The sequence below is a fragment of the Streptomyces composti genome (genome assembly GCF_012034205.1).
GTDB classification, from domain to species: Bacteria; Actinomycetota; Actinomycetes; order Streptomycetales; family Streptomycetaceae; genus Streptomyces; species Streptomyces composti.
The window spans coordinates 131,971-144,416 of record NZ_JAATEM010000015.1; the positions used below are offsets into that span (position 1 = coordinate 131,971).

Here is a 12,446-nt window from a genome sequence, read left to right on the forward strand (position 1 = left end):
CCGCGCGTACCGTAACCAGGTCGAGTTGTCGATGGCTGCTGCCGCCTGCCTCCGATGGGCAAAGATCACGTCCCCGCCACTGCGGGGGTGAACCACGGTGATCGGTCAGCGGTGCACTGGGGCGTAACGCGAGCTACTCGTGGGCGCACGGTGACAGCCAAGGCGGCACCCCGCAATTACCGATTCTTTTCTGGAGCCCCCGAGTGAGCAAGCGCACCTTCCAGCCGAACAACCGTCGCCGCGCCAAGACCCACGGCTTCCGGCTGCGGATGCGCACCCGTGCCGGCCGCGCGATTCTCGCGTCCCGCCGCAGCAAGGGTCGCGCCCGTCTGTCCGCCTGATACCGGTCAGGTCATGACGTCGTGCTGCCCTCCGAGAACCGGCTGAGGCGGCGCGAGGACTTCGCGACTGCGGTACGACGAGGCCGCCGGGCCGGACGCCAGCACCTCGTCGTGCACCTTCGTAGCGGTGCCAAGGACCCGCATGCGCCTGGGGAGAGCGCTCCCCCGGTGCGTGCGGGTTTCGTCGTGAGCAAGGCCGTGGGCGGAGCCGTCGTCCGCAACAAGGTGAAGCGCAGGCTTCGCCATCTGATGCGGGACCGGATCGCCCAGTTGCCCCCCGGTAGCCTGGTAGTCGTACGCGCGCTGCCCGGAGCGGGTGGCGCCGACCAAGCCCAGCTGGCCCGAGACCTGGACGCCGCCCTTCAGCGGCTCCTGGGAGGGGGCACGAGATGAAGTACCCGCTGCTGGCCCTGATCAAGCTCTACCAGTGGACGATCAGTCCGCTGCTGGGGCCGGTCTGCAAGTACTACCCGTCGTGCTCCCACTACGGCTACACGGCCATCGACCGGCACGGTGCCGTCAAGGGCACAGCACTCACGGCCTGGCGCATCCTGCGGTGCAACCCGTGGTCGCTGGGCGGTGTGGACCATGTCCCGCCGCGCAAGCGTCCGCGGTGGCACGAAATGCTGCGTAACGCCTGGCGTGCACGCAAGGGCGGGCCCTCCGCCGCCGAACCGGCCACCGAAGGACAGACCGCCCCCGCAAGTCCGACGAGTCCTTCGAGCCCGGCCGCAGAGACCTCGTCCCATGCCCAAGGAGCATGATTAGTGGACACGATTGCCAGCCTCTTCAGTTTCATCACGACACCCGTCTCCTGGGTCATCGTCCAGTTCCACAGCGTGTACGGCGCCGTCTTCGGCCCGGACACGGGCTGGGCCTGGGGCCTGTCCATCGTGTCCCTGGTGATCTTGATCCGTATCTGCCTGATCCCGCTCTTCGTGAAGCAGATCAAGGCGACGCGGGCCATGCAGACGCTCCAGCCGGAGATGAAGAAGATCCAGGAGCGTTACAAGAACGACCGGCAGCGCCAGTCCGAAGAGATGATGAAGCTCTACAAGGAGACGGGCACCAACCCGCTCTCCTCGTGCCTTCCCATCCTGGCGCAGTCGCCGTTCTTCTTCGCCCTGTACCACGTCCTGAACAGCATCGCCTCGAACAAGGAGATCGGCTTCATCGACGGGCCGCTCCTGCAGAGCGCCCAGAAGGCCCACATCTTCGGCGCCCCGCTGGCCGCGAAGTTCATGGACAGCCCGGCCAAGCTGGCCGAGCTCAACGCGTCGCTGACCGACGTGCGGGTCGTGACCGCTGTCATGATCATCCTGATGTCGCTGTCGCAGTTCTACACGCAGCGGCAGCTGATGACGAAGAATGTCGACACCACGGTGAAGACGCCGTTCATGCAGCAGCAGAAGATGCTGATGTACGTCTTCCCCATCATCTTCGCCGTCTTCGGCATCAACTTCCCGGTCGGTGTCCTCGTCTACTGGCTGACCACCAACGTGTGGACCATGGGCCAGCAGATGTACATCATCCACAACAACCCGACCCCGGGTTCCAAGGCTCAGGCCGCCTACCTGGAGCGCCTCTCCAAGAGCGTCACCAAGCACGGCAGGACCCGCGGCCGCCGCGAGCGGGCCATCGTCAAGGCGATCGTCGCCAAGGGCCGGGACCGCAACGAGTTCGAGCGCAAGTTCATCAACGGTCTGAACAAGGCCGGCCTGGCGGCCCAGGCCGACGGGTCAGTGATCAAGAGCGAGGCCACGGCCGCCGCCCAGGCCGAGGACGGTGCGCCCGTCACCACCGCCGCCCCCAAGCGCCAGCAGCCCAAGCGGCAGACCAAGGCACAGCGCCAGGCCGCGAAGGCGGCCGGTGAGCCGACGTCGCTGACCAAGACCGGTCAGCCCAAGGGTGACGCCAAGGCTGCGAGCGGGACCAAGAAGAACCCGCCGAAGCCCGGCAACGGCACCCGCAGCAAGGCCCAGTCCGGACAGCGCAAGGGCCCGCAGCGGCCCAAGTCCCCGTCGAAGAAGTAGAAGGAGTCCATCCCGTGACGGAAGGCACCACCTCCGCCGCTGCCGAGGGTGCAGACACCCTGACCCGCCTCGAGCAGGAGGGCGACATCGCGGCGGACTACCTGGAGGGTCTGCTCGACATCGCCGACCTCGACGGCGACATCGACATGGACGTCGAAGGCGACCGAGCCTCCGTCTCGATCATCAGCGACACGGGCAGCCGTGACCTGCAGAAGCTGGTCGGTCGTGACGGCGAGGTGCTGGAAGCACTCCAGGAGCTCACGCGCCTGGCCGTGCACCGGGAGACCGGCGACCGCAGCCGGCTGATGCTCGACATCGCCGGGTACCGGGCCAAGAAGCGGGCCGAGCTGTCGGAGCTGGGCGCCAAGGCGGCCGCCGAGGCCAAGAGCAGCGGCGAGGCTGTGCGGCTCAAGCCGATGACGCCCTTCGAGCGCAAGGTCGTCCACGACGCGGTCAAGGCCGCGGGCCTGCGCAGCGAGTCCGAGGGCGAGGAGCCGCAGCGCTTCGTCGTCGTGCTGCCCGCCTGATCGGCACTACGTTCCACCGGCCCCGTCTGTTGCGCAGGCGGGGCCGAACTTTGTCAGCCTGATAGTTCTGTGGTTCTGGTGCCGGCGCCCGTGCCGGCACGTATGCGGAAGGACGGTCCCCCGTGACGGAGGCAGCGGAGCTTCCCCCCGCGCCGGAGCAGGCACGCGAGGTCTTCGGAGATCGTTTCGCGGACGCGGTGCGGTACGCGGAGCTGCTCGCGGAGGCGGGCGTGCAGCGCGGTCTGATCGGGCCGCGAGAGGTGCCGCGCCTGTGGGAACGGCATCTTCTGAACTGCGCGGTGCTCTCGGAGGTCGTGCCGGAGGGCGTGACCGTGTGCGACGTCGGCTCGGGAGCCGGCCTGCCGGGTATTCCTCTGGCGCTGGTCCGGGACGACCTCAAGATCACTCTGCTGGAGCCGCTGCTGCGGCGGACGAACTTCCTCACCGAGGTCGTGGAGCTGCTGGGCCTGGACCATGTGACAGTGGTGCGTGGCCGGGCCGAGGAGGTCATGGGGAAGATGGCCCCGGTCCATGTGGTGACCGCCCGCGCCGTGGCACCGCTCGACCGCCTCGCCACCTGGGGTATCCCCCTGTTGCGGCCCTACGGCGAGATGCTCGCCCTCAAGGGCGACACCGCCGAGGAGGAGCTGAAGAACGCGGCCACGGCCCTGAGCAAGCTGGGCGCCGTGGCGACCTCGATCGTGCAGGTGGGGCAGGGGATCGTTGACCCGATGTCCACCGTGGTGCGGGTCGAGGTGGGCGAGAGCCCCGGCGGGGTGCGCTTCGCGGCGAAGCGGGCCAAGGCCGCTCGCACGGGCCGGGCGCGCCGGCGCCGCGGGTAGCGCGACACGGCCTGCTTCACGCAGGCCCGTCGCCAGGGCGGGCGTACTCCACACAAGCTGCCAAAGCCGGCCGTGCCGGAGTGTCGCGACAGAGCAGCCTCGGCTGCTGTGCATCGTGTTTCACGTGAAACGTCGCTCACTCCTGCACGGCATCATCAGTCGAGGCCGCGCTGCGGCCGAACCCCGAGACCGGAAGCCTCTCGGATCACTCGGAGAGAGGCCTGCTCCCGGCGCAGCACCATCGAAACCCGCCGCGGAAGGCGTCTCCCCCGCATCCGCGGAGGGGTCCTCCCACTCGGCGCAGCCATCACAACCATCCCAGACGTCACAGTCGCCACAGTCGTCTCGGGATGATGCTTTCCCGGTGTCCGCGGCGAGCGGCCCCTCGTCACTCGCTGCGGGCTCGGAGTTGTCCACAGAGGTGGATTTCTCCACAGAACGCCAGGCCTCACTGGTTCATCACCCCGAAGACATGGGAGGCTCTGTTCATTGCGAGCCTGAAGTCGAGGAGAGTGAATCCTTGCGGTCCGACGCCAACATCGCGGGACCGATGACCGATCCGGTCCCCGGTCCCCGTACCGAGTCGATGGGGGCGGATGTTTCACGTGAAACGCCGCCTCCGATGGACGACACTCCCATCGGTCGTGCTGCCCAGCTGGCGGTGGAGGCTCTGGGCCGCGCCGGTGAGGGTCTGCCACGGCCCGAGCAGACGCGTGTCATCGTGGTCGCCAACCAGAAGGGCGGCGTGGGCAAGACGACGACCACGGTCAACCTTGCCGCTTCGCTCGCTCTGCACGGCGGTCGTGTTCTCGTGGTCGACCTCGACCCCCAGGGCAATGCGTCCACCGCCCTGGGCATCGACCATCACGCCGAAGTCCCCTCCATCTATGACGTGCTGGTCGAGAGCAAGCCGCTCTCGGACGTCGTCCAGCCCGTCCCGGATGTCGAGGGTCTCTTCTGTGCCCCCGCCACCATCGATCTCGCCGGTGCGGAGATCGAGCTGGTGTCGCTGGTGGCACGGGAGAGCCGTTTGCAGCGGGCCATCCAGGCCTACGAGCAGCCGCTGGACTACATCCTGATCGACTGCCCGCCCTCCCTGGGGCTGCTGACGGTGAACGCGCTGGTGGCGGGCCGGGAGGTGCTGATCCCGATTCAGTGCGAGTACTACGCACTCGAAGGGCTCGGGCAGCTCCTGCGCAACGTCGACCTGGTGCGAGGGCACCTCAATCCCTCGTTGCACGTCTCGACGATCCTGCTCACCATGTACGACGGCCGGACCCGTCTGGCGTCCCAGGTCGCCGAGGAGGTGCGCAACCACTTCGGCGACGAGGTGCTGCGGACGAGCATCCCCCGCTCGGTCCGTATCTCGGAGGCGCCGAGCTACGGGCAGACGGTACTGACCTACGATCCTGGATCGAGCGGTGCCCTCTCCTATCTTGAGGCGGCACGTGAGATCGCGCTGAAGGGCGTCGGCGTCAGCTATGACGCCGCACAGGCGCACATCGGCGCACAGCAGCAGAACGATCCGAGCATGGTGGAGGGCATCCAGTGAGCGAGCGACGGAGGGGGTTGGGTCGTGGTCTCGGCGCGCTGATCCCTGCCGCCCCGACCGAGAAGACGGTGCCGCCGGCCGCGATGGGGGGCAGCGCCTCCGCATCGCCCGCAGCGGTTCCGGTCCTGCCCAACGAACGCGGTGTGGCCGCGGCGAAGGTGGCCACGCTGCCCTCTGTTTCACGTGAAACAGAGGAGCAGTCCTCGCAGGTACCCCCTCCGCCGGTCGGTGCGCACTTCGCCGAGATCCCACTCGACGCCATCACGCCGAACCCGCGGCAGCCCCGTGAGGTCTTCGACGAGGACGCGCTGGCCGAGCTGATCACGTCCATCAAGGAAGTGGGTCTGCTCCAGCCCGTCGTGGTCCGGCCGACCGGGCCCGGGCGCTACGAGCTCATCATGGGCGAGCGCCGCTGGCGGGCCTGCCGCGAGGCCGGCCTGGAGGCCATCCCGGCGATCGTGCGGGCCACGGAGGACGAGAAGCTCCTCCTGGACGCTCTGCTGGAGAACCTGCACCGTGCTCAGCTGAACCCGCTGGAGGAGGCCGCCGCCTACGATCAGCTGCTGAAGGACTTCAACTGCACGCACGACCAGCTCGCGGACCGCATCGGGCGGTCCCGTCCGCAGGTCTCCAACACGCTGCGTCTGCTGAAGCTCTCCCCGGCGGTCCAGCGGCGGGTGGCCGCCGGAGTGCTGTCTGCCGGTCATGCCCGTGCGCTGCTATCCGTCGAGGATTCGGAGGAGCAGGACCGGCTGGCCCACCGCATCGTGGCCGAGGGGCTCTCGGTGCGGGCAGTCGAGGAGATCGTGACCCTGATGGGGTCGCGTCCGCAGAAGGCTCAGCGTTCCAAGGGGCCGCGCGCCGGTGCCCGGGTCTCCCCGGCCCTGACCGAGCTGGCGACGCGTCTCTCGGATCGCTTCGAGACGCGGGTCAAGGTCGACCTCGGGCAGAAGAAGGGCAAGATCACCGTCGAGTTCGCCTCCATGGAGGATCTTGAGCGCATCCTCAGCACCCTGGCCCCCGGCGAGGGCCCGGTCCTGCAGAAGAGTCTCGCGGAGCATGACAGCGAGGAAGCCGACGACTGATCCCACGGCCGTCGGCCCAGCCTGGAGGGTGGACTGCATCCGGTGCGTTCCGGAACCAGTCCACCCTTTGCTTTGTGCCGGTATCGAGGGAATCGCTTCATGGATACGATGCGTTCGGATATGGCGCAACCTCCGGGCAGTACTTCGAAGAGCAGGGCAGGGGCCATGCGATTGACGAGCCGCAGCGGACTGGTGGGCGCAGGGCTGGGGGTGGCTGCCGTCGGCGGGTTCATCGGCAGTCTGCTCAAGGAACGAAGTGCTCTCACAGCCGCCCGCGAGGCAGCGGGCGCAGGAAGCGAGGAACAGCCTTCATGGGCCGTCGGCTCGTACCGCTCACGCTGGACAACCTTCAGGACCTCCCCCAGCGCTGCCGCTCGTGCGTCTTCTGGGAGCTCGACCCCGTCAGCGGTGAGGCAGCGGTAGAGGCGGGCACCTCCAGCCTGGAGAAGGAGTCCTGGATCTCGGCCGTCCTGCTGGACTGGGGCTCCTGTGGAAGGGTCGTCTATGTCGACGACGTCCCGGTGGGCTTTGTGCTGTACGCGCCCCCGGCGTACGTCCCGCGGTCCACGGCGTTCCCGACGAGCCCGGTGTCGCCCGACGCGGTGCAGCTGATGACGGGCTTCATCGTGCCCGGCTATCAGGGGCAGGGACTGGGCCGGGTGATGGTCCAGACGGTGGCGAAGGATCTGCTGCGCCGGGGCTTCAAGGCGATCGAGGCCTTCGGTGACGCCCGCTGGAAGGAGCCCGCCTGTGTGTTGCCGGCCGATCATCTCCTGGCTGTGGGCTTCAAGACGGTCCGCCAGCATCCGGCCTACCCGCGGCTGCGGCTGGAGCTGAGGACGACCCTGTCCTGGAAGGAAGACGTGGAGATGGCGCTGGACCGGCTGCTGGGCGCGGTGCAGAAGGAGCCCGCGCTGCGGCCGCTCTGAGCGGCGACATCAACACGAATGGGCCGACCCGCACGGGTCGGCCCATTCGTGTTTCACGTGAAACAGACGCCACCAGGTTGGCGGGTCCGTCGTCAGTCCGCGATGAACTCCTCGAGGTCGCGCACGATCGCGGCCTTCGGCTTGGCACCGACGATGGTCTTGGCGACCTCGCCGCCCTGGTAGACGTTCAGGGTCGGGATCGACATGACTCCGTACTTGGCGGCCGTGCCCGGGTTCTCGTCGATGTTCAGCTTGACGACCTCGATCTTGTCCCCGTACTCGGCGGCGATGGCCTCGAGGGACGGAGCGATCTGGCGGCACGGACCGCACCAGGCCGCCCAGAAGTCCACCAGGACGGGCTTGTCGCTCTTGAGGACGTCCTGCTCGAAGGAGTCGTCGGTCACGTTCTTCAGGGTGCCTGCCACGGCGGGCTCCTTAACTATTGGTGCGTGGGGCGGGTGGGGATCAGACGGTGGTCTTCTCGGGCTCGGCCTGGTCCTCGTCCGCGAGGGCGGCGAGGAAGCGCTCGGCGTCGAGAGCGGCGGCACAACCGGTGCCGGCCGCGGTGATGGCCTGGCGGTAGGTGTGGTCGACCACGTCACCGGCGCCGAAGACGCCCGGGATGTTGGTGCGGGTGGAGGGCGAGTCGACCTTGAGGTAGCCCTCCTCGTCCAGCTCCAGCTGACCCTTGAAGAGCTCGGTGCGCGGGTCGTGGCCGATCGCGATGAACAGACCGGTGACCGCCAGGTCCGAGAGTTCGCCGGTCTTGACATTGCGCAGCTTCAGACCGGAGAGCTTCTGGTCGCCCAGAATCTCGGCGACCTCGCTGTCCCAGATGAACGAGATCTTCGGGTCGGCGAAGGCGCGTTCCTGCATCGCCTTGGAGGCGCGCAGGGTGTCCCGGCGGTGGACGACCGTGACCGACTTGGCGAACCGTGAGAGGAAGGTGGCCTCCTCCATCGCGGTGTCACCGCCGCCGATCACGGCGATGTCCTGGTCCTTGAAGAAGAAGCCGTCACAGGTGGCGCACCAGGACACACCCCGGCCGGAGAGGGCGTCCTCGTTCGGCAGGCCGAGCTTGCGGTGCTGCGAGCCGGTGGCGACGATGACGGCCTTCGCGCGGTGCACGGTGCCGGCGGTGTCCGTGACGGTCTTGATCTCACCGGTCAGGTCGACGGCGACCACGTCGTCCGGGACCAGCTCGGCCCCGAAGCGCTCGGCCTGAGCGCGCATGTTGTCCATGAGCTCCGGGCCCATGATGCCGTCCTGGAAGCCGGGGAAGTTCTCGACCTCGGTGGTGTTCATCAGCGCACCACCGGCGGTGACGGCGCCCTCGAACACCAGAGGCTTCAGCGACGCACGGGCGGTGTAGAGCGCCGCCGTGTAGCCGGCCGGCCCCGATCCGATGATGATCACGTTACGGACGTCGCTCACGGCTGATTTCCTCGTCTCTGGTCTGCGTCAGGTCGACCGGGGGAGCTTCTGATTTCGACTCTCACCCCACCCAACGGATCCTAAGGGGCTGGCATTCCCGCTGTGTCCGGGCACACGGAGAGGGCCCTGTGACGCGCACGAAGGGGGCACACACCGTACGCATTGCCGCGTCGGAGGCTGTCACTCCCTCTCGGTCAGGACCGGGTGTAGGAGTGCTTCAGCAAGACCTCGGCCTCGGCTCCCGAGGAGGGGTCGTCCACGCAGCTCGTCTCGACCACATAGGCGGTCACGCGGGTGTCGTCCGCTGCGTCGGGGAGCACCACGAGCAGCGCCTCCCTGCCCTGGTACGTGCCGCGCTCCGTACCCAGTGGGGCATCCTCCCGGCCGATGCCCTCACGGATGCACTCCGGGACCGTCGGCTCCTTCAGAACTCGGGGGCTCGCCCCGGTGCCTTCCGATTCCACACCGAACGGGGTGCGGGATCCGCCGCCCTTGCCCTGGCCGCTCGCCAGGAGCTGATCGACCCGGTCCTCCAGAGGGTCCCCGGAGAAGGTGTCCGCGGCGGTGGTCTCCTGCCCCTTCTCGGGAGCCCCGCTGTCGTTCAGGGACGCCAACAGCAGCGAGCCGAAGCCCAGGGCGGCGACGGTGAACACGGTCCCGAGGACGGCGATCCGGCGGCGGCCCCGCAGGCGGCCCTTGCGGCCCGGACCGGTGGTGGCGGAGCGGGGACGCCCGGCGGGCCGGTCCGCGGGTACCGACGTTTCACGTGAAACGCGCGCGGTTTCCCGCGAGGCGGTTTCACGTGAAACATGCGCACGACCGCCCTCGGAGCGTGCCGCACGGGAGGTGTCCACGGCTTCCGGAACCCCTTCGGCCGGCGCCTGCGCCTCCGAAGTCCTTGCGGCCTCGGAGGCCTCCTCCGCCGGTGTCTGCGACGCCCTGGCGTCCAGCAGGGCTTCCGCGGCCAGAGCGGCATCGATACGGCCGGCGACATCGTCGGGCATGCGGAACGGGCCCGGCGTCGCGCCGAGCAGGTTCCGGATCTCCTCCAGCGAGGCATGCACATCAGCGCAGAGCTCGCACTCGCCCAGATGACGGCGTACCGCGCCGGTCCGGTCCGGCGGCAGGAGTCCTTCGGTGAGGTCGGAGATCTCCGTGACGTCAGGGTGCTCCGCCCTGTCCTCCGTCGTCGACGTCACGCTCGCCCACCTCCGCCCTTCATAGCCGCTGGGTCACTCGGTCCTGCCTCCGGCGGATCCGCTGCACGCGGTCCCGCTGCGGGTGGGACGGGTCTGCCCGCCGTCCGGTTCCGTGTCTCGTCCTGTTTCCCGTCCTCGCCGTCGGCGTCCGGCCGCAAATGGGTCAGGAGGGGCAGGAGCCTGGCCCGGCCACGGGCACAGCGGCTCTTCACCGTGCCGGTGGGTACATCGAGGATCCGGGCGGCCTCGGCGACGGGGTAGCCCTGCATGTCCACCAGCACCAGTGCGGCCCGCTGATCGGCCGGAAGGGTGCCCATGGCCTCGATCAGCTGGCGGTGCAGATCATTGCGCTCGGCGGGCGCCGCTGCGGACTCGTGCGGCTCCAGCAGTTGCTCCAGGCGCTCGGTGTCGTCCACCGGTGCGGTCTTCCGGGAGGCGGCCTTGCGGGCCCGGTCCAGGCAGGCGTTCACGGTGATCCGGTGCAGCCAGGTCGTGACGGCCGATCGTCCGCGGAAGGTGTGGGCGGCCCGGTAGGCGGAGACGAGGGCGTCCTGGACCGCGTCGGCGGCCTCCTCCCGGTCTCCCAGCGTGCGCAGGGCCACGGCCCACAGCCGGTCCCGGTGGCGGCGCACCAGCTCGCCGAAGGCGTCGGGATCGCCGTCCACATGGCGGGTCAGGAGGTCCTGATCACTCGCGTCGCGGTACGCGGTGCCGTCCGCCATCGGACCCCCTCCCCCTTTGTCGGGCGTCAGCCGGTGAACTTCAGGTCGGTGATGGCCTGCTTGTATCCGGCGCCACTGTATGCGTCACCGGGCGCGGACGGCATGGCGGTGATCCAGACGAGCACGTACCGGGTCTTCACCGGCTTGGAGACCTTCACCGTCGCGCTGTCCCCGGTGGTGGTCACCGTACCGAGTTTCCGCATGGCACTGATCGGGGTCGATGAACTGGTGGAGCCCGTCGCGTACAGCGTGACCGTGGTGTGGTCGCCGCTGTAGCGCAGCCCCATCGTCGACCCCTTCACCGTCTGCTCGGACCCGAGGTCGTAGACGATGCCCACACCCGGCTTGAAGGCCGGGTTCATGTCCGGGCCGTCCACGAAGCTCCGGGTGCGCCAGTAGGTCGAGGGATCGCCGTCGTAGGTGTTGGCGACGTCCTCCGGAGCCTGGGCCGACCCCTTGGCGACGTACTCCTGGGCGCCATGGATGGCCAGCGGCTTGGGCGGGCGGGCCTTGTCGCCGCCCTTGTCGCCTCCGTCGTTGGTCTGCGTCGTGTTGGTGTCGTCGGCCTTGCCGCCCTGGTCCATCAGGGCGTCCGCGAGCTGCCAGCTGCCCAGCCCGAGGGCCGCGATCAGCAGGGCGGACACCGCCCACTTCAGCGCCTTGCCCGTGCGGCTCTGCAGCGGGGGCGGCGGAGCCGGCACCGCCTGAGGGCTGCCCGGACGGGGGGCCGTGCGGCCGTAGGTGCCCTGCTGGTAGGTGGTGCGCTGGTAGTCGGGGGGCGAGGTGAACGCGGGCTCCGGCGGTCGGATGCGGGGCATCTCGCTGATCGCCTTCACCAGCTCCTCCGGCGTGGTGCAGGGCGACTCGTGCCGGGAGGCGGTGGCGCCGTCGTTGGCGAGCGCGCGCATGGCGAGCTCGGACAGGCCCCGGTGGACCCCGGCGCGCACCTGGTCCGGCGGGATCAGGCCGATGTCCTTCGGCAGGCCGGACAGGCCGTAGGCGTCGTTCTCGTACGGCCAGCGCTGGGTGAGCGCCGCGTACAGCAGGGCACCGATGGACTCGGTGTCGGTGCGCTGCGGGGTGTCGGAGCTGATGCCGCGCAGCGCCGCGTTCACGGCGAGGCCGCGGATGCGCCACTGACCAGTGGAGGTGCGCAGCACCGCGTTGGGGTTCAGCCGCAGATGCGCGAGGCCCTCGCGGTGCGCCGCGGCCATGGCGGCGGACACCTGGCTGACCATCTGGTAGGCGTCGTAGACCTCCAGCGGGCCTGAGGCCAGCAGCGTGGTCAGCTCGACGGCGTCGGGGAGCCATTCGTGGACCACGTAGACGAGGTCGTTCTCCTCGACCGCGTCGAGGACTTGCACGAAGCGCGGATCGCCCAACAGGGCGGAGGAGCGGGCAGCGGCCAGCACTGAACGGGCCCGCGCGTGGTCGGCGGGCAGGATGTGCACGCCGACGGCGCGGCGCAGCTTCTCGTCGACGGCACGCCAGCTGCTGAAACCGTCCAGACGGGTGACGCACTCCTCGAGCCGGTAGCGTCTGGCGAGCTTGTGGCCACTGTGCAGTTCAGGCGGCGAGGTCTTGCCGGAACCCTCGGTCCCGGTCTTCTCCTGTGCCTCGTCGCTGTCCGTGTCCTGCTCCTGGTTCTTGGCCACCCCGTCGGCCGTGGTCTGGTCCGCCTCCGCGGTCAGCGACTCGTCGCCGCTGTTGTCTGCCACGTCGACGGCAGCTGTGCTCCGTTCCGCCACCGTCGTTCCCTGCCTCCCCATCCGTTGCGCATCG

14 protein-coding genes are annotated in these 12,446 nt (G+C 69.1%); 9 read left to right on the forward strand and 5 right to left on the reverse strand.

Annotated features, from left to right (window positions below; genetic code table 11):
* Positions 1-203 precede the first annotated feature (203 nt).
* From rpmH to HCJ93_RS14435, 9 genes are all read left to right on the forward strand, one after another.
* Complete coding sequence (gene rpmH, locus HCJ93_RS14395) at positions 204-341, forward strand: 50S ribosomal protein L34 (protein WP_003956500.1); 138 nt, start codon at positions 204-206, stop codon at positions 339-341.
* Positions 342-362: 21 nt separating this feature from the next.
* Positions 363-734, forward strand: a complete 372-nt coding sequence (rnpA, locus tag HCJ93_RS14400; protein ID WP_167995066.1) for a ribonuclease P protein component — start codon at positions 363-365, stop codon at positions 732-734.
* Complete coding sequence (gene yidD / locus HCJ93_RS14405; protein WP_167995067.1) at positions 731-1,105, forward strand: membrane protein insertion efficiency factor YidD; 375 nt, start codon at positions 731-733, stop codon at positions 1,103-1,105. Before rnpA ends, yidD begins: the two co-directional genes overlap by 4 nt.
* Positions 1,106-1,108: 3 nt before the next feature.
* Positions 1,109-2,374 carry a membrane protein insertase YidC gene (gene yidC / locus HCJ93_RS14410; RefSeq protein ID WP_167995068.1) on the forward strand — a complete coding sequence of 422 codons (1,266 nt, stop codon included), beginning with the start codon at positions 1,109-1,111 and terminating at the stop codon, positions 2,372-2,374.
* 14 nt (positions 2,375-2,388) lie between these two features.
* Positions 2,389-2,901, forward strand: coding sequence for a R3H domain-containing nucleic acid-binding protein (locus tag HCJ93_RS14415; protein ID WP_167995069.1), 513 nt, complete (start codon positions 2,389-2,391; stop codon positions 2,899-2,901).
* Between the two features lie 122 nt (positions 2,902-3,023).
* On the forward strand, positions 3,024-3,743 hold the full coding sequence (gene rsmG / locus HCJ93_RS14420; protein ID WP_167995070.1) for a 16S rRNA (guanine(527)-N(7))-methyltransferase RsmG: 720 nt from the start codon (positions 3,024-3,026) through the stop codon (positions 3,741-3,743).
* 472 nt (positions 3,744-4,215) lie between these two features.
* Positions 4,216-5,295 carry a ParA family protein gene (locus HCJ93_RS14425; RefSeq protein ID WP_167996128.1) on the forward strand — a complete coding sequence of 360 codons (1,080 nt, stop codon included), beginning with the start codon at positions 4,216-4,218 and terminating at the stop codon, positions 5,293-5,295.
* Positions 5,292-6,380, forward strand: coding sequence for a ParB/RepB/Spo0J family partition protein (locus tag HCJ93_RS14430; RefSeq protein WP_167995071.1), 1,089 nt, complete (start codon positions 5,292-5,294; stop codon positions 6,378-6,380). The genes HCJ93_RS14425 and HCJ93_RS14430 overlap by 4 nt, the downstream gene beginning before the upstream one ends.
* A 311-nt stretch (positions 6,381-6,691) precedes the next feature.
* Positions 6,692-7,309 carry a GNAT family N-acetyltransferase gene (locus tag HCJ93_RS14435; protein ID WP_167995072.1) on the forward strand — a complete coding sequence of 206 codons (618 nt, stop codon included), beginning with the start codon at positions 6,692-6,694 and terminating at the stop codon, positions 7,307-7,309.
* Positions 7,310-7,401: 92 nt separating this feature from the next.
* On the opposite strand, the gene trxA is transcribed toward HCJ93_RS14435, so the two are convergent.
* From trxA to HCJ93_RS14460, 5 genes are all read right to left on the reverse strand, one after another.
* On the reverse strand, positions 7,402-7,734 hold the full coding sequence (gene trxA / locus HCJ93_RS14440) for a thioredoxin (RefSeq protein WP_167995073.1): 333 nt from the start codon (positions 7,732-7,734) through the stop codon (positions 7,402-7,404).
* Between the two features lie 40 nt (positions 7,735-7,774).
* On the reverse strand, positions 7,775-8,743 hold the full coding sequence (trxB, locus tag HCJ93_RS14445) for a thioredoxin-disulfide reductase (protein WP_167995074.1): 969 nt from the start codon (positions 8,741-8,743) through the stop codon (positions 7,775-7,777).
* Between the two features lie 194 nt (positions 8,744-8,937).
* Positions 8,938-9,942 carry an RsmA family anti-sigma factor gene (locus HCJ93_RS14450; protein ID WP_167995075.1) on the reverse strand — a complete coding sequence of 335 codons (1,005 nt, stop codon included), beginning with the start codon at positions 9,940-9,942 and terminating at the stop codon, positions 8,938-8,940.
* Positions 9,939-10,664 carry an RNA polymerase sigma factor SigM gene (sigM, locus tag HCJ93_RS14455; protein WP_167995077.1) on the reverse strand — a complete coding sequence of 242 codons (726 nt, stop codon included), beginning with the start codon at positions 10,662-10,664 and terminating at the stop codon, positions 9,939-9,941. Before sigM ends, HCJ93_RS14450 begins: the two co-directional genes overlap by 4 nt.
* A gap of 26 nt (positions 10,665-10,690) precedes the next feature.
* Positions 10,691-12,412, reverse strand: coding sequence for a protein kinase family protein (locus tag HCJ93_RS14460; RefSeq protein WP_167995079.1), 1,722 nt, complete (start codon positions 12,410-12,412; stop codon positions 10,691-10,693).
* Between the last annotated feature and the right edge of the window lie 34 nt (positions 12,413-12,446).